Below are 16,286 nucleotides of genomic sequence, written 5' to 3'. Positions count from 1 at the left end.
TAGCAATTAAGGAGTCTAAGGTGAGTCAGCAAGTTAAGAGTGCATTCACAGCCAAGCAAGTCAACCGTCGCCAGTTTTTGGCCACGACGGCGAAGGCTGGCTGTGTGATGGGACTCGTGGGATTAGGCTTAACGGCTACGGCAAAAAGCCAAGGCCAACTCGCCTCCCAAGCTTGCAGACCGCCGGGCGCCCTTGAAGAAAGTGATTTTCTCTCGGCCTGCGTGCGCTGCGGTTTATGTGTGGAGGCTTGCCCTTACGACACGCTAACACTGGCACGTTGGTTCGATGGCGCCGCCACTGGCACGCCATTCTTTACCGCAAGACGCATTCCCTGCGAAATGTGTGAGGATATTCCCTGCATCAAAGCCTGCCCATCGGGTGCGCTTGATCCTCAACTTGAGCACATTAGCGATGCAAAAATGGGGATTGCGGTACTGATCGATGAGAAAAATTGCCTGAACTTTAAAGGATTACGCTGCGATGTCTGTTATCGGGTTTGTCCGTTAATCGATAATGCCATCACCTTAGAACGCCAGCGCAATGAGCATAGCGATCATCACGCGATGTTTTTACCCACAGTCAACAGCGATACCTGCACGGGTTGTGGCAAATGCGAGCACGCCTGCGTGCTTGATACCGCCGCGATAAAAGTCTTACCGACCGCACTGGCGTTAGGTAAAGCCGCAGAGCACGACACTTATCTCAACACTGAGGAAACCACCTTAGAGATGTTGAATAAGGGGCTGATGTTATGAGCAATGAGTCAATGAGTAACAAGTCTACAAGTCATAAGACAGTGAACTCAAAAGCCAAAGCCCGCACGCAGAGCGAGCATGCCGCAGCCATTGCTGAACTTGGTTGGTTTGGCGCGCATAAATATTTGCTGCTACGCCGCACTGTGCAACTAGGTCTTTTAGGTTTATTTGCACTGGGGCCACTACTGGGGATTTGGCTATTTAAAGGTAATTTATCGGCCAGTTTACTGCTCGATACTATTCCCTTTGCCGATCCACTGGCGAGCTTGCAATTGCTGTTAGCAGGACATATTCCCGAGCTTAGCCTCTTGATAGGTGCAACTTTGGTCATACTGTTTTATGCCCTCGCCGGTGGCAGGGTATTTTGCAGTTGGGTATGTCCGGTCAATCTGGTAACTGACTCCGCAAGCTGGCTTAGACGTAAACTCAAACTTCCTCGCACCAGCGAGTTACCGCGCAATTTACGTTACTACCTGCTGGCGCTCGTGCTGTTATTACCCCTGCTCACGGGCAGCTTGATTTGGGAATGGGTCAACCCCGTTCCCTTAGTCTATCGCGCCGTGCTATTTGGCAGTCTCAGTGGTTTATGGATCTTAGCGGCAATATTTTTGCTGGATCTATTTATCGCCGAGCGCGCTTGGTGTGGTCACCTTTGCCCAACGGGAGCCTTATTTGGCTTAGTTGGCAAATGGAGCCCCATTAAGATCGTCGCCAGCAAAGCTAGCGCCTGTGATAACTGCATGGATTGCTTTGCTGTTTGCCCCGAACGCCAAGTATTAAAGCCCGCATTAAAAGGGCAAAATCCGGTAATCACCAGCCCTGACTGCACCCAATGTGGCCGCTGTATCGATGTTTGCGCTCAGCGTGTTTTCCGCTATCAAAGCCGTTTTACTGGCACTCAGACTCAACTAAGTACAGGTGGCTCGACCAATAGTCAGTCGCCATCTAGCTCTTCACCAATTCGTCAACACATTGCCCCCAAGGCGGAGAATGACCAATGAAAAAAATACTCACCTTAGCCGCGATTGTATTAGCCATCGGCGGCTGCTCAGGCCAACAAGCAGAGACTCAAGCAACACCTGTCAATATCAAATCCCTTGCAGGTGATAGCGCGGTGACGGATATTCGTCCCGCCGATGCCATGCCAGTCTATCCTGCTCGCGGTAAAGCGTTGGAACGCAGCTTTACCGACCAACCACCGCTTATCCCCCATAAGGATGATTACAAAATCACCCTCGATAAGAATGGCTGTTTAACTTGTCATAGTTGGGATAAAGCTGCGCGCATGAAAGCCACACCGGTAGCAAAATCCCATGTTATCGACGATAAGGGCACGCTCAACGGCCATAACTATTTCTGCACCCAGTGCCATGTTGCGCAGGCTGAAAACAAAGCGCCTTTAGTCGAAAATAAGTTCTCAACTCAATAAACCGCACTTCCCTGCATGCAAAAGCCACTGCTACCCAGTGGCTTTTTACTATCCATAACAGAATTAGACATAGACGTTTAAAAACTCAGTTTGGGGAGATGTTGGACGAAATGAAAGATAAGCGGACGGGACTATAGATAAAATACGGAAGAATCGAAAAGTAAAAACCCAGCCTAGGCTGGGTTGACTTGTTGTTTTGCTTTATGCAAACCACCCGCCGGAGCCGTTACTCTTTTTTGCGCTGCTTGAGCTGTTTGCACATTCTTTGTTTCAGGCATAGCTGCTTGCCACAACGCACCTACCCATAAACTTGACGTTGACTTCATTGGTAAATCTCCTGTTCTGTTAACAAGCTCAAAGTAATACTTAGGCCACCATCAGTAAAATGAATTAACGCCATACAATAGATTCCATTTGAGCATGAACATCCCAATCAAGACCTTGCAATGTTTTTTAACCCTAGTAGAAACGGAAAACTTCACCCGTGCCGCCCAAAAATGCTTTATCACCCAGCCAACGCTGAGCAAGATCATCCAAAGACTTGAAGAAAGCCTGGGAGAAACGCTGCTTATTCGCAATAACCAAAAAGTAGAGTTAACTCAAGCAGGGCAGCTATTTGAGCACAGTGCGCGGGAAATCCTTGGTCAATGGCATAGATTGCAGGAGGACATGAGTAACTTAAGCGGCTTAAAATCGGGGCGGCTTAGGCTGGGCGTCTGCCCTATGATGAGCAGCTTAATTATCGGACTACTGACCAGTTACCGGAAACGCTATCCCGGCGTTGAGCTGCAAATGTATGAATACGGCGGTTTCGGCTGTGAGCAGGCGCTGCTGAATAACAGTCTAGATATCGCCTTTACCGCACTGCCCACAACCCATGAGACAGAACTGATTAACCAGCCGCTAACCAAGTATCCCCTCTTAGCTTGCTTGCCTGAAGCTCATCCGCTTGCCGCTAAGTCATACCTCAGTTGGCAGGATTTTGAACCTTACCCGTTTATTCTCTATAACGAGGATTTTTCCCTCGCGAAGTTGATTAATCGCCTCAGCCGTAAGGTCGGAGTGCAATTAAATATCGCCTTTCGCAGTGGTCAATGGGATTTTCTTGCAACCATGGTTGAAGCCGATATGGGACTGGCCATATTACCCGAACCTATTTGCCAAAAACTGAGTAACAGCAAGCTTGTCTTTAGACCTATGCAACCGGCCTTGACCTGGGATTTAGCCCTGATTTGGCGGCAGAACTTACCGTTAACGCCCGCAGCAAATGCTCTGCTGGAATTGAGCAAGCAAAAAGCATGAAAACGTGAATGCTGAATGCTGAATGCTGAATGCTGAATGCTGAATGCTGAATGCTGAATGCTGAATGCTGAATGCTGAATGCTGAATCTTTGACCGGCAACCGTCATCCGTCAACCGTCATCGCCCATAAAAAAACCGCTGTAAGCCTTGGCTTAGCAGCGGTCTCTATTCGGGTAAAGTTAAGAATTACTTCTTAGCTTCAGCAGCTTTACGCTCTTTAACTTGCTCAACAACTTTGTCCGCAACGCTGTTTGGACATGGGCTGTAGTGTGAGAACTCCATAGAGAACTGACCACGGCCTGAAGTCATTGTACGCAGAGTACCGATGTAACCGAACATTTCTGATAACGGTACGTCAGCCTTAACGCGAACACCCGTTACACCAGCAACTTGGTCTTTGATCATACCGCGACGACGGTTTAAGTCACCGATTACGTCACCCACGTTGTCATCAGGGCTGAACACGTCAACTTTCATGATTGGCTCAAGCAGTTGTGGTTTAGCTTTAGCAATTGACTGACGGAATGCCGCTTTAGCAGCGATTTCGAACGCGATAGCTGAAGAGTCAACTGCGTGGTAAGCACCGTCAGTCAGTTCAAACTCAACGTCTAACACTGGGAAGCCAGCGATAGTACCGGTGTTCATCATGCTCGCGAAGCCTTTTTCAACTGCTGGCCAGTATTCCTTAGGAACGTTACCACCAACAACTGAAGACTTGAACACGAAGCCAGAGTTTGGCTCACCTGGGCGAATGATGTATTCGATCTTACCGAATTGACCAGAACCACCAGATTGTTTCTTGTGGGTGTATTGGTCTTCAACCATTTGAGTAATGGTTTCACGGTAGGCCACTTGTGGCTCACCTACGATCAGCTCAACACCATAAGTACGCTTCAGGATGTCCACTTTAATATCTAAGTGCAGTTCACCCATACCTTTAAGGATGGTTTCACCTGAATCTTCGTCAGTTTCTACGCGGAATGATGGATCTTCTGCGATCATCTTACCGATAGCGATAGCCATCTTCTCGCTGCCGCCTTTGTCTTTTGGCGCTACTGCGATAGAGATAACTGGCTCTGGGAACACCATGGCTTCAAGAGTACATGGGTGTTTAACATCACACAGAGTGTGACCAGTTTGTACGTTCTTCATACCAACGATAGCGATAATGTCACCAGCTTCAGCTGATTCAATTTCGATACGATCGTTCGCATACATTTCGCACATACGGCCGATACGCTCAGTCTTACCAGTAGCACTGTTAAGAATGGTGTCACCTTTCTTCAGGCGGCCAGCATAGATACGTACGAAAGTCAGGGCACCGAAACGGTCATCCATGATCTTGAACGCTAATGCTTTTAATGACTCATCAGCAGAAACGATAGCGTATTCGCCAGTTTCGTTACCTTCTTCGTCAGTTAAAGGTTGTGGATCAACTTCATCTGGCGCTGGCAGATAGTCAACAACGGCGTCCAGAACTAGTTGCATACCTTTGTTTTTGAATGCGCTACCGCAGAATGTTGGGAAGAACGCCATAGTACGAGTACCCTTACGGATACAACGTTTCAGGTCTTCAATAGATGGCTCTTCGCCTTCCATGTATGCTTCCATCAGATCGTCATCTTGCTCAACAGCAGTTTCGATCAGCATTTCACGGTATTCTTCAACTAAGTCAACCATGTTCGCAGGAACATCTTTAACTTCGAAGTTTTCTGGAATACCAGAATCGTCCCACACGTAAGCTTTGCGAGTTAACAGGTCAACAACACCGCAGAACTCGTCTTCGATACCAATTGGCAGAACCATAACCAGTGGGTTAGCAGCTAAAACGTCTTTAGTTTGCTTAACAACACGTAGGAAGTCAGCACCCATACGGTCTAACTTGTTTACGAAGATGATACGAGCAACTTCAGATTCGTTAGCATAGCGCCAGTTAGTTTCTGATTGAGGCTCAACACCGCCAGAACCACAGAATACAGCGATACCGCCGTCAAGAACCTTCAAAGAACGGTAAACTTCAACGGTGAAGTCAACGTGCCCAGGGGTATCAATAACGTTGAAACGGTGATCTTTCCAGAAGCAGCTTACAGCAGCCGATTGAATGGTAATACCACGCTCAGCTTCCTGAACCATGAAGTCAGTTGTTGATTCACCATCGTGAACTTCACCGATCTTATGGATTTTACCGGTTAGCTTAAGAATACGCTCGGTGGTCGTGGTTTTACCCGCGTCAACGTGAGCGAAGATACCAATGTTTCTGTATTTGGATAATTCGGTCATGATTCAACTTTAATGATTAGTTTAAGAAGTAGACGGAGTATGCGACAAACCACCGACACACCGCACATCAGATTATTTTAGGCGCATATTGTAAATTGGAACCCAGTTATGCGCAAATGGCTCTTGCAATTTTTCACGATAAAGTCGCGGAAAAAATTAAAAAAAAATAAGAAAAACATGTGAAAACAATTAAATAAAAAAATTTAGCTCAATTTTCAAACAGTTACCAAAAACCTTAAAAATAAGCGTATTTTCGCTGACATTGATGTTTTTCCATGTGTTAAGCACTCTAAAATAGCAAAAAATCTGCCCAATAAGATCCTTCTCGATACATCAGCTGATGCTAAATAATCACTAATCGCTTAGGCTTATTAGCATAAATAGGCAATTTCTAGTTAAAAGTGACAATCAACTTAGGAATTCGTCCAAATTAACATACTCAGTGTTAAATTCATCCACACAACTCTGATTTCTGCCCAACGCCTTAGCTTGATAAAACACCTTATAAGCTCGCTCAACGTAAGACAGCGCGTGTTAAATTGGCTAGATATTTTGAATATTGAAAATCAAGCTTTCCGAATGAAAAATACCCGCCGAATTGGCGGGTATTTCAATTAGTTAATCTGCTTATGCAAGATTAATCTGCAACGGGCGATACGACGAAGAGTAAGTCACCTTGCGATACTTGCTGACCATTGCTGTTCAAAATACGCTCGATGCGGTACTTCTTATCTTCTGGATAGAGTACTGCGCCTTGGCGATTGAAGCCGGCTAAGTTAACCTGCGAGAACATCTTCATCGCTTCAGTTAAGGCTAGCGTTTGTTCAGCAGTAACAATATCACCTTCTTTCACGAAATCAGGTTCGCCTGGCGCTGGAGAGGTATAGAAGATACCTGCGCCTTGGGCTAATACTTTCAGTTCGTTACTTTCACCAACACGCAGTGACTCAGTATCCACACCCACGGTTTCGGCAGCGGCTTCCATTTCAGCGATCAGCGCTGGAATGTCTAACTCAGCCATAAAGCGTGGCAGGTAGTTAGTATCGTATACGCCTTCTTTGAAGGTGCCATCGCTTAGGATCAGTTTAAGCAATGGAATGTTAGTCGCGATACCTTTGAGTACTACGCTGTCTAAGTAAGCGTGCAGTTTCGCGATAACATCTTCACGGTTTTCACCGCGCATAATCACCTGAGCGATTAAGCTGTCGTAATAAGGTGATACTTCTTTACCCGGTGCGGCAATCGAGATGATTTCCACATCTGGATGATCTGGGAATACACATTCGGTGATCTTGCCAGGATTTGGGATCAGTTGGAGTACACCATGGCTATCGAGTGCCGCTTTTTCTGCAGTCACACGCACTTCCATCGCATAACCGATTTCTTTCGGCTCGAGGTTCTCGATTGAACGACCCGCAGCGATATCAAACTGCGCGCTTACGATATCGATACCAGAAGTCGCTTCGGTTACTGGATGCTCAACCTGCAGACGGGTGTTCATCTCCATGAAGTACACTTCGTTTGCATCTAGGTTATAGATGAACTCTACAGTACCTGCGCCCATGTAATCGGTCGCATCACCTAAGGCACGGGTGTAATCCAGCACTTGTTTCTTCAGTTCATCCGGCAGCATGGTTGAGCCAGACTCTTCGACTACTTTCTGGTTGTTACGTTGTACAGAACAGTCACGTAAACCTAATACCTTAGCGTTACCAAACTTGTCACGCAGTAACTGCACTTCGATATGACGCAGTGAGGTTACATATTTCTCTAAGTACAGGTCGCCGTTACCAAAGGCCGCAGCTGCTTCGGTAGCCGTTTTTTGGAACAAACCAATCATATCCTCAGGACGTTTAACAACCTGAATACCTTTACCACCGCCACCTTGTACCGCTTTGAGCAGGACTGGGTAACCAATTTCATTGGCCACGTTCACCGCTTGCTCAGCGTTGGTCAGAATACCGTGTGAACCTGGTACGACTGGTACGTTTTGGCTTTGTGAAGTCTTAATCGCGTTCGACTTGTTACCCATAGTCGTCATTGAATGTACGCTAGGACCAACAAAGTTAACCCCGTTATTCACACACAATGCCGCAAATTGTGGGCTTTCAGATAGGAAACCGATACCTGGGTGCAATGCATCAACTTGCTCATATTCAGCTACTTTGAGCACTGAGTACGCGTTCAGATAACTTTCGTCAGAGGTGTTACCACCTAAACAGACTAGCTTGTCTGAGTCTTTCAACATATCCGCAGGTACAGCGGTCATATCAGGATCTGACGCCACCAATACTACGTTTATATTGTTATCATGCGCCTTACGGATCAACTTAACAGCGGTACAGCCACGGGCATGAACCAATACTTTGTTGATTGGTTTCATCAGCTTACGCGGATCGTTTTGTACAATTTCCTCTTCTTCAGCTGGCGCTTCTACAACCAGTGTTGACAAGGCGTTGATGATAACCTCATTGATCTTAGCCGTAGGCATTGGCATCAATGGATCGATGCTCGCCAATTGATTGTCTAAGGTTTCACTAAATGGGTTATGGACTAGGCCGGCCATTGCGCCAGGTACTTTCGACAGGTAGTTCGACAGTGTCGACGTCGATGGTAAGTACGCAGGAACCACCATTTGACCCGCGAATGGCATGTTAGTACCAGACAGGTAATAGGTTTGCACTAATGGGTGAGTCACAAAACTCGCCTGCGCACCACCGGTACAGTCACCAAAACCAAACATCAGTACTGGCAATTCGTTATCACGGATAAAACGGGTGATACGGTCGTTCACTACCGCCATAGAGAACAGTGCCGCGGCACCTTCTTTGGTTTGCATACCACCTGAGCTGATAAAGCAAACCACAGGTAGCTTACGCTTAGCACACTCGATCAGCAGCGCAGAAAACTTCTCGGCACTGGCCATATCAAATGCACCCGCTTGGAATGCCGTGTTAGACACAGCAAGACCCACACGCACTTTTTGACCTTTTTCTTTAAAGTCAGCAATACCGGTGATCAGACCGCAAGGACGAATACCTTTATCTAACGCATCTTCAATGGATAGACGGAAACCAGGGAAGTTGAGCAAGTTAGCCGACATCTTGTCGCCATTGATTTCGTCGAAATGGGTGAAGAATTGCTTAATCACATTTTCCCAGGTCATCTTGCCTGTACGCTTTTCGTCACGTAGTACTTTTTGGATCAACAGATCCTGATAACCCATGGTCAAGCGGTTCCAGAAGTCCTTACGACGACCGATACGAACAGGGTTAATCGCGCCAGTATACTTGCTGGTATCGCTTTCACTGTCGAAGTATTCAGGCAGTAAACGTTCGAAGAAGTAAGTCAGAATAACGAATAAACTGTCGTTAAGCTGCGGGAAACCCACACTCTTCCACTGCTCTACACGCACTAATAAATCGGCACGGTTAGATTGGCCCATAAAATACTTGAGCCACTTGTAGAATTTTGCCTTGTCGTTAGCCGTATCTTGAGTCGACAGCGCATGGTCAATTGACTTGTGCAGCAGGTTGTTCACTGAGTTGCGCGACAAGCTCTTTGACATCATGGCTTCTTTCGCGATTGACGCTAAGCTACCCACAACGTTGTCGTAGAGTGAGTTAAAGATCAGGATGTTATGACATTGCCAAATAAAGTCTTCACGCAGCTCATCGTTAACAACAACGTCAAGCACAGTCAGTTGATTTAGCTCAGGCCATTTTGCTTGAGTCACAGACTTAGGCAGATTTTCAAGATGCTGGATTAAGCCCTTGAAGTTGTTTGCCGCGTTGCTCTTCCAGCGGTGATATAAAGACCAACCGATGTTAAATATCAGCGCTTTACGAGCCTTTTTATAGTTCTCTTTTGGCTCACCCAAAATCAAACGCGTCAGCATGTTACGCTCTGTAGACACTTCATCGCGCTTAGCAATAAAGTTCGCCCATAACTTGTTGAGATCTTCATCGTAAACCAGCTTATCGGGGCTAGATAGCCAAGCTTGGAATACACGGTCTTGCTCTTGCTGGATACGTGCTAACAAATCACCTTCAGGCACGCTAACACGTGACAAACGTCCGTATTGCTCCTGAGAGATTGAATGAATGCGGCTACGCAGCGTTAAGTAACGCAGGTAACGGTAAGCACTACCAAACAAGTTGTGATGGTTGGTTGGGCTAGTCGCAACAGCCAACTCTGCGTTTAACTCTAGCGCCATCAAGTTTTTAGATGGGTTAAGGAAACGCGCTAAACTGCGGTCATAGTGCTCACGTAAATCTTTAGATTCACGCACAAAGTTAATTGCTGCACGTTCAACTGCTTCGATACTGCTGATGATAGCGCGACGTAAATTGTGCTGACGCTCATCACGATCACCTGGAGAGAAATCGATGATGCCATCGATACAACCCGCAGTGTAAAGCTCTTCTGGAGACACGCCCACAGACTTAGCACATTCCTGCCATGACAGGTTGTACTTACGTGCAATACTTTGCAGACCTTGTGGCTGAATCGTGTTGAAAATACCATCGCGTAGCGATAACAGGATGTTAGCCGCCGCTAATGGAATCGCGCCGCCCGAGTAACCCGCACCGATAACGATACCAACTGTCGGTACGTCAACGTTGGCACTCTCGGCAATCGCCTTAGAAATAGAATGTGCTTGGTTTTGGCTGTTGGCCACTTCGCCCGCATCGGCCCCTGGGGTGTCGATGAGGTAAACGATAGGCATAGACAATTCGGCAAAATGACGAATCGCTTTACAGGCAGCGTAGTGATGCTCAGGCATCCATGCGCCGTTAGCCGTTGTACGCTCTTGGGCAATAAAGCCGATACGACGAGTGCGCGAACCGAAATTCAGCTCGACCTCAGCACTGTAGAAAGAGCCCAAGTGGGTTTCCGTGATCAAGCGGCCTTTTAGGTCTGCAATGATACGTTTCGCACCTGGACGACCTTTATCTTGGGTCGGCTGGATCACTTTTGCGACGTAACCGTCGACATCCAATGATGCCAAGTCTTTTAAATTTGCCTGAATGGCATCGTCGTTTAAAAGACCTTTAATTTCTTCTGATAAACTCTGTTTACTGTGTTTAGGAAACAGAGAAAAATCCTTTGCCAAATGCTCGGCCTGTAAAAAAAGCGGATCGGGCGTTTGGGCTTGAGTCATGTGTTTGGGCTGATTATTGCTGGTCATCAAAAGATCCTCTGCTTTAGCCTCTGAAAATTTTTAGCCAATAAATATAACTTTGTTATCCTGCCAAATGCCATTAAACTGCATAAGACGCTATGTTCCAAATATGAGACAGTGGGAAAAACATGCCAGATTTAAACGGTATGATGCTATTTGCAGCCGTAGTGAGAGCAAAGGGATTCTCCCAAGCTGCACGTGAAACCGGCCACCCAAAATCCACCATCAGTCGCAAAATCGCGCAGCTTGAAGAAGAACTTGGCGTGCGATTGTTACAACGCGACACCCGTAACCTGAGTCTGACTCAAGTCGGGGCACTCTTTTATCAACACTGTGATTCCATTCGCAATGAGGTGGAAGCGGCCAAGGCGGTTATCGAGAGCACCCATGATGATGTATCAGGATCATTACGGATAGCCATTCCGGTCTCTTTTAGCCAAGAATTAATTGCTAACCTCTGTAGCGGATTTATGCGTTTATATCCCAATGTGGAATTGGATGTCCAGTTTACCGACAACGATATCGGTTTAGTGGGTGAAGGATATGACATAGCTATCAAATACGGGCCACTGCAATCCTCTGATCTTGTTGCAAGATTACTGTTTGAGCGCCAACCCATTCTCGTGGCAAGCCCAGGTTATTTAAAAACGCGTGGCACGCCTGCAACACCAAAAGAACTCAGTGAGCACAGTGGCATTTTACTAGGCACGTCACGCTCAGCGCCTATTTGGCCCCTAGGCAAAGGGACACGTAAGACCATGGTGAACTTTCAGCGCAAGGTCAGGGTAAATAGCCCCATTATGGTCAAGCAATTAGCGCTTGATGACTTTGGCATTGCCATGCTGTCCAACTCCGCCTGCAAGACAGAATTGGCGAATGGACAACTGGTTCCCATACTGCAAGAATGGCCAATTGAACCTTTTAAGGTGTATGGGGTGTATTCGAGCCGTCGCCAATTAGCCACCAATATCAGTGCTTTTTTAGACTTTTTCGTTAAACGCTTTAGCAGTCAAGAAAGTCTACAATCCTTGATGGGCTAAACGCTTTATCACAGCTGTACCTCTTTATTCCGCCATTATGAATACCTATTTTCAGGGATAACAAAAGGCCTAGCGAATTTGCTAGGCTTTTAGTGTTTAGGAATGAAGGGCTAATGCTCAAGCAGACTGTTAACACGCGGAGCTTAAGTCGATTGGGCCTGACCGGATTAAACATGAGCCATTAGCGATAAGCGCATCGACTATGAGTATTTTGTCAATATAACTTTACAGCTTATATGACGGCTATTTCACTCAAATAAGCGCTAACCGCTTCTAGGGAATAATTTTTTCCTGTTTCAGCACGGCTTTCGTAATGGCTTGACGCACCCCTAAGCCCTCAGCGGTGGGCATATCCATATTAGTCGCAAAGAACCAGACATTATCATCAAGTTCGACCCAACCCACCCACCAACCGATTTTCGGTTCAATTCTGGTGGAATATCCAGTTTTAGCCCGAATAATATAGTCGCCATTGGCTTCGGTCAGCATGGCTTGCTTGACAATACGCTGGCTGCGCTCAGAAACGTGCAACTTGTTATGGTACAGCTTACGTAAAAATGCGATTTGCTGGATGGCCGAAATTCTAATGCCGCCGTCAAGCCAAAAAGTATCTAAATTGCCCGAAATATCCTCATTGCCATACTCGAAGGCATGCAACATTTTACTCATACGCGCCTGCCCAATTTGGCGGGCAAATTCTTGATACACAGGCACAACCGAATATTTCATTGCGGTAATTAAGTCATGGTCGCGGTTCCAAGCGGCGATATCACGCGTCTGTCCATCCCATTTAAAGACTTGGTGCTCATCCTTAACCACACCCAAATCAAGGGCTATCAGGCTGTTAGGAATTTTAAAGGTCGATGCGGGTAAAAATGCCTGGTTTGCCCGCTTAAGATTATTGGTAAATCCTTGCTGTTTATTTTCGTTCCAAAGTACAACCACTCCTTGTGCCTTTTGCTCAGTAAAATGAGCATTCCAATTTTTGTTCTCTTGCCATTCCTTTGCTACGGCAGGCATTCCGATAATCGATGCCACCAAAAACACAGCCGATAAGGCTAATGCACGCATAACGTCCCCTTGCTCAAGGCAATAAATCCATAAAAATAAGGTGTTAAGGTTACCACTGTCGCTGCCTGCTTTCCCTAGCAAACTGCTGACCAATTGTGGCAGAAAAATGGCACGCAGCTAATGCAGGAAATGTTGAATACTCACAATCAACGAAACGAACTCACAACCTAAAAATGCCACCCAGATAACATCTATATACAAAACAGGAATAAGATCCTCGAATCACTATAGGTAAACTCTTATACTCAAAACCATCATTGTGGCTTTTTGGCATAAGTTTCATTATTTCTAAGATGAAGTAAGCCTGAACGCCCTAGAAACATCGTCCATTTCCAGCAAAATAAGTGATTAAAATAAAAAAGGAAACGCCAATGTTAAAGCCCTGCCTCGCTTTTATTCTCGCTAGCACAGTGGCGCAAACCGCTGGTGCCGTACAACTTCTCGGCGATGTGGAAGTGTCTCGCATTCCTACCGCTGAAAAAGTCATGGCTGAAGTGGTAAACCGCTATCAAGCCTTGGACGAAGGCTTAGCGAATCAATTATCTGCACAAAATAATGAGCGCGATGCGACCCAACTTGCCGCTCGCCAAGGGCACAGACTGTGGCAACAGGCGGTGCGTGATGTGCAGTCTGGGCACTTTGACGACAGATCCCTCTATTGGGCACGACTTTCAATGTTAAATAGCCTGAAAAACAACAGTGCTAGTTTTAAAATGGCTGATTGGCAACAGCAGATTTTAGCCAGCGCCGTCGAAAAGGCATCTCGCGGTTTTAGCGATATCCAATACGATGACGATGTACAGATAAAAATCTTCCTGACGGGATTCGACCCCTTCTTTCTCGACAAAGATATCAGCCAGAGCAATCCTTCAGGCTTAGTCGCCCTCGCCCTCGATGGTTTTCGATTTGATATCAATGGCAAAAAGGCCCAAATCGAAACCGCCATGATCCCAGTGCGTTTCGCGGATTTTGACCAAGGTATTATCGAATCCTTACTCAGCCCCATTTATCGCGACCCTAAAACCCAGTTTGTCTTTACCGTCAGCATGGGGCGCAGCGACTTTGATATTGAACGCTTCCCAGGCCGTAACCGCAGTGCAGCAGCGCCCGATAACCAAAATCTATACACAGGCGCAAGCAAAACCGCGCCTGTCGCCCCCAAACTCAATGGTAAAGATTTTATCGGCCCAGAGTTTGTTGAATTTTCACTGCCCGTAGCCGTCATGCAGGTCAAAGACGGCCAATGGAAAGTCAATGATAACCACACAGTGACCACCCTAGGTCGCGGTGAGTTTAATGCCAGCTCCCTAAGCGAGCTGCAAAATGAAACCTCGGTCGAAGGCTCTGGTGGTGGGTATCTCTCAAACGAGATTTCTTATCGTGCTATCGTGTTACAGCAAAAATTCAATAGCCGAGCACAGGTTGGCCATATACACACTCCAAGGGTAAAAGGCCATGACAGCGATACCGAGCACGCCATCGTCGAGCAAGTACGTGTTATGGTGATGCAGGCCGCAGCGAGCCTGTAACAGGCACATTACTGGCATTGTCGGCAAGCGTTGGTTATGATGCGGACGCTTGCCCAAACGCTTGTCGAGCCACCTTGAATGAGTGCTTTAGGCTCGTGAAATCCTAATAGATGCCTTGCGATAGCTAGAGATATGTTTACTTGATGCTTTGCAAAACAAGAGTTAACGCCTAAGTCTATGTTTAACCCAAGATCCCTACTCAATAGCCTGCGCCGTAAAGCCATCTCACCCGCGAGAATCACCACATCGACTGCGGCCAATACAGCCAAAACCAACACGCCACAACGCCAGCCAAAGCCACTGACACCAGTGCAGCAGCAAATCCTTGAGCGCATAGAAGAGTGTTATCAACAGGCTGAAGGCTATTTCAAACGTGCTTTCCCGCGGCCAATCACTCAATTTACCCTAAGGGGACGAAGTGCAGGCACAGCGCATTTGCAGCAAAATCGCCTGCGCTTTAATCCCGTATTACTCAGGGAAAACAGCGAAGCCTTCTTAGCCGAAGTGGTGCCCCACGAAATCAGCCATTTACTCTGCTTCCAACTCTTTGGCAAAACCAAACCCCATGGCCGTGAATGGCAATCCATTATGCTCAAGCTATTTAAAGTCAGCCCTAACACGACCCACAGTTTCGACACTCAGTCAGTTAAAGGGAAAGACTTTGAGTACCGCTGCGCCTGCGGCCCGGTTCGGCTGAGCATCCGTCGCCACAATAAAGTACTGCGTGGTGAAACTCGCTATTTGTGTAAACGCTGCCATACCCATCTCACCCAAGCCTAATCGGGTAATTGATGAGAGATTAAGTTAAATCTCCACTTAAAGTACGAGCGATTTGCATAAGGCGCGGTATTTCCCTTACCATTCAGACATAAAAGACGAGCCATAGGCTCGCGTAGTACTGATTATTTTTGGGATAAATGTTGAACAACACCTCAATCGCCTTAAGGTCTCGGCAAGTATTGCTGTGCCTATTTAGTTGGCTGGCGTTTTTTGCCTCAGCCAATGCATCCCCTTCGCATCCAAACAGCTTTAGCCAAGCTAAGGTATTGTCTCAATCCTTATACCAAGGTACTCGCCAAGGCACGTTGCCCGCAGTGAGTTTTTACTGTGGCTGCAATATCGAAATTAAAGGCAAATCATGGAAGCCGGATTTAACGAGCTGTGGTTACCAAGTCCGCAAGCAAGAAACCCGTGCTAACCGTATCGAATGGGAACATATCGTCCCAGCGTGGGAATTTGGCCATCAACTGCAATGCTGGCAACAGGGCGGTCGTAAAAACTGCGCCGATAGCAGCAAGGAATTTAATAAGATGGAAGCGGATATGCACAACCTGGTGCCCGCTATTGGAGAGGTAAACGGCGATCGCAGCAACTTTCGTTTTAGTCAGTGGAACGGTAAAACTGGCCAATATGGTCAATGCGAAATGGTCATTGATTTTAAGAATCGCCAAGCCCAACCGCCCGCCAATGCCCGCGGAAAGATTGCTCGCACTTACTTATATATGCAGCAAACCTATGGCCTTAAAATCGCCTCGCAGCAATTAAAATTGTTCAAAGCATGGGATAAAAGCTATCCAGTTGATACTATTGAATGCAAACGCGATAACGCCATAGCGCAGATCCAAGGTAATCATAATCCTTTTGTACAACATGCCTGTAATGCGCCGCCACTACGCCAACAATTAGCCGAATAAG

Annotated in this window: 12 protein-coding genes; 8 read left to right on the top strand and 4 right to left on the bottom strand. The window is 46.8% G+C overall.

Going from position 1 to position 16,286, the window contains the following annotated elements; genetic code table 11:
- Nucleotides 1–20: 20 nt before the first annotated feature.
- The 3 genes from napG to napB are packed head-to-tail and all read left to right on the top strand — an operon-like array spanning nt 21 to nt 2,184.
- On the top strand, nt 21–755 hold the full coding sequence (napG, locus tag H9J30_RS11050; protein WP_240131077.1) for a ferredoxin-type protein NapG: 735 nt from the start codon (nt 21–23) through the stop codon (nt 753–755).
- Nucleotides 752–1,756 (top strand): quinol dehydrogenase ferredoxin subunit NapH, encoded by a 1,005-nt coding sequence (gene napH, locus H9J30_RS11045; RefSeq protein ID WP_240131076.1) that lies wholly within the window; start codon nt 752–754, stop codon nt 1,754–1,756. The genes napG and napH overlap by 4 nt, the downstream gene beginning before the upstream one ends.
- Nucleotides 1,753–2,184 carry a nitrate reductase cytochrome c-type subunit NapB gene (napB, locus tag H9J30_RS11040; RefSeq protein WP_011071135.1) on the top strand — a complete coding sequence of 144 codons (432 nt, stop codon included), beginning with the start codon at nt 1,753–1,755 and terminating at the stop codon, nt 2,182–2,184. The genes napH and napB overlap by 4 nt, the downstream gene beginning before the upstream one ends.
- A 173-nt stretch (nt 2,185–2,357) precedes the next feature.
- Here napB and H9J30_RS11035 read toward each other — a convergent pair whose 3' ends face one another.
- Entirely contained in the window at nt 2,358–2,510 is a 153-nt protein-coding gene (locus tag H9J30_RS11035) for a hypothetical protein (RefSeq protein ID WP_240131075.1), read from the bottom strand.
- 94 nt (nt 2,511–2,604) lie between these two features.
- On the opposite strand from H9J30_RS11035, the gene H9J30_RS11030 reads away from it, so the two are divergent.
- Nucleotides 2,605–3,486 carry a LysR family transcriptional regulator gene (locus H9J30_RS11030; RefSeq protein ID WP_240131074.1) on the top strand — a complete coding sequence of 294 codons (882 nt, stop codon included), beginning with the start codon at nt 2,605–2,607 and terminating at the stop codon, nt 3,484–3,486.
- Nucleotides 3,487–3,672: 186 nt separating this feature from the next.
- Here H9J30_RS11030 and fusA read toward each other — a convergent pair whose 3' ends face one another.
- Together fusA and H9J30_RS11020 are read right to left on the bottom strand one after the other, a co-directional pair.
- Nucleotides 3,673–5,766: an elongation factor G gene (gene fusA, locus H9J30_RS11025; protein ID WP_240131073.1), complete on the bottom strand. Its 2,094-nt coding sequence runs from the start codon at nt 5,764–5,766 to the stop codon at nt 3,673–3,675.
- 637 nt (nt 5,767–6,403) lie between these two features.
- A complete protein-coding gene (locus H9J30_RS11020) occupies nt 6,404–10,957 on the bottom strand; it encodes an ATP-binding protein (RefSeq protein WP_240131072.1) in 4,554 nt (1,517 codons plus the stop codon).
- Between the two features lie 122 nt (nt 10,958–11,079).
- Here H9J30_RS11020 and H9J30_RS11015 point away from each other — a divergent pair, with 122 nt between their 5' ends.
- Entirely contained in the window at nt 11,080–11,991 is a 912-nt protein-coding gene (locus H9J30_RS11015) for a LysR family transcriptional regulator (RefSeq protein ID WP_240131071.1), read from the top strand.
- A gap of 273 nt (nt 11,992–12,264) precedes the next feature.
- On the opposite strand, the gene blaOXA is transcribed toward H9J30_RS11015, so the two are convergent.
- Entirely contained in the window at nt 12,265–13,062 is a 798-nt protein-coding gene (blaOXA, locus tag H9J30_RS11010) for an OXA-48 family class D beta-lactamase (protein ID WP_240131070.1), read from the bottom strand.
- A gap of 371 nt (nt 13,063–13,433) precedes the next feature.
- Between blaOXA and H9J30_RS11005 the strand changes: the two genes are divergently transcribed.
- The 3 genes from H9J30_RS11005 (at nt 13,434) to endA (ending at nt 16,285) form a co-directional block, all read left to right on the top strand.
- On the top strand, nt 13,434–14,591 hold the full coding sequence (locus tag H9J30_RS11005; RefSeq protein WP_240131069.1) for a hypothetical protein: 1,158 nt from the start codon (nt 13,434–13,436) through the stop codon (nt 14,589–14,591).
- Between the two features lie 177 nt (nt 14,592–14,768).
- Nucleotides 14,769–15,371 carry a SprT family zinc-dependent metalloprotease gene (locus tag H9J30_RS11000; RefSeq protein WP_240131068.1) on the top strand — a complete coding sequence of 201 codons (603 nt, stop codon included), beginning with the start codon at nt 14,769–14,771 and terminating at the stop codon, nt 15,369–15,371.
- A gap of 137 nt (nt 15,372–15,508) precedes the next feature.
- Entirely contained in the window at nt 15,509–16,285 is a 777-nt protein-coding gene (gene endA, locus H9J30_RS10995; RefSeq protein WP_240131067.1) for an endonuclease EndA, read from the top strand.
- Nucleotide 16,286 lies beyond the last annotated feature (1 nt).

This window comes from Shewanella cutis (assembly GCF_022410515.1).
GTDB lineage: Bacteria > Pseudomonadota > Gammaproteobacteria > Enterobacterales > Shewanellaceae > Shewanella > Shewanella cutis.
The sequence above is the reverse complement of the archived record's forward strand: the minus strand, read 5'-3'. Positions and strand labels throughout refer to the sequence as shown.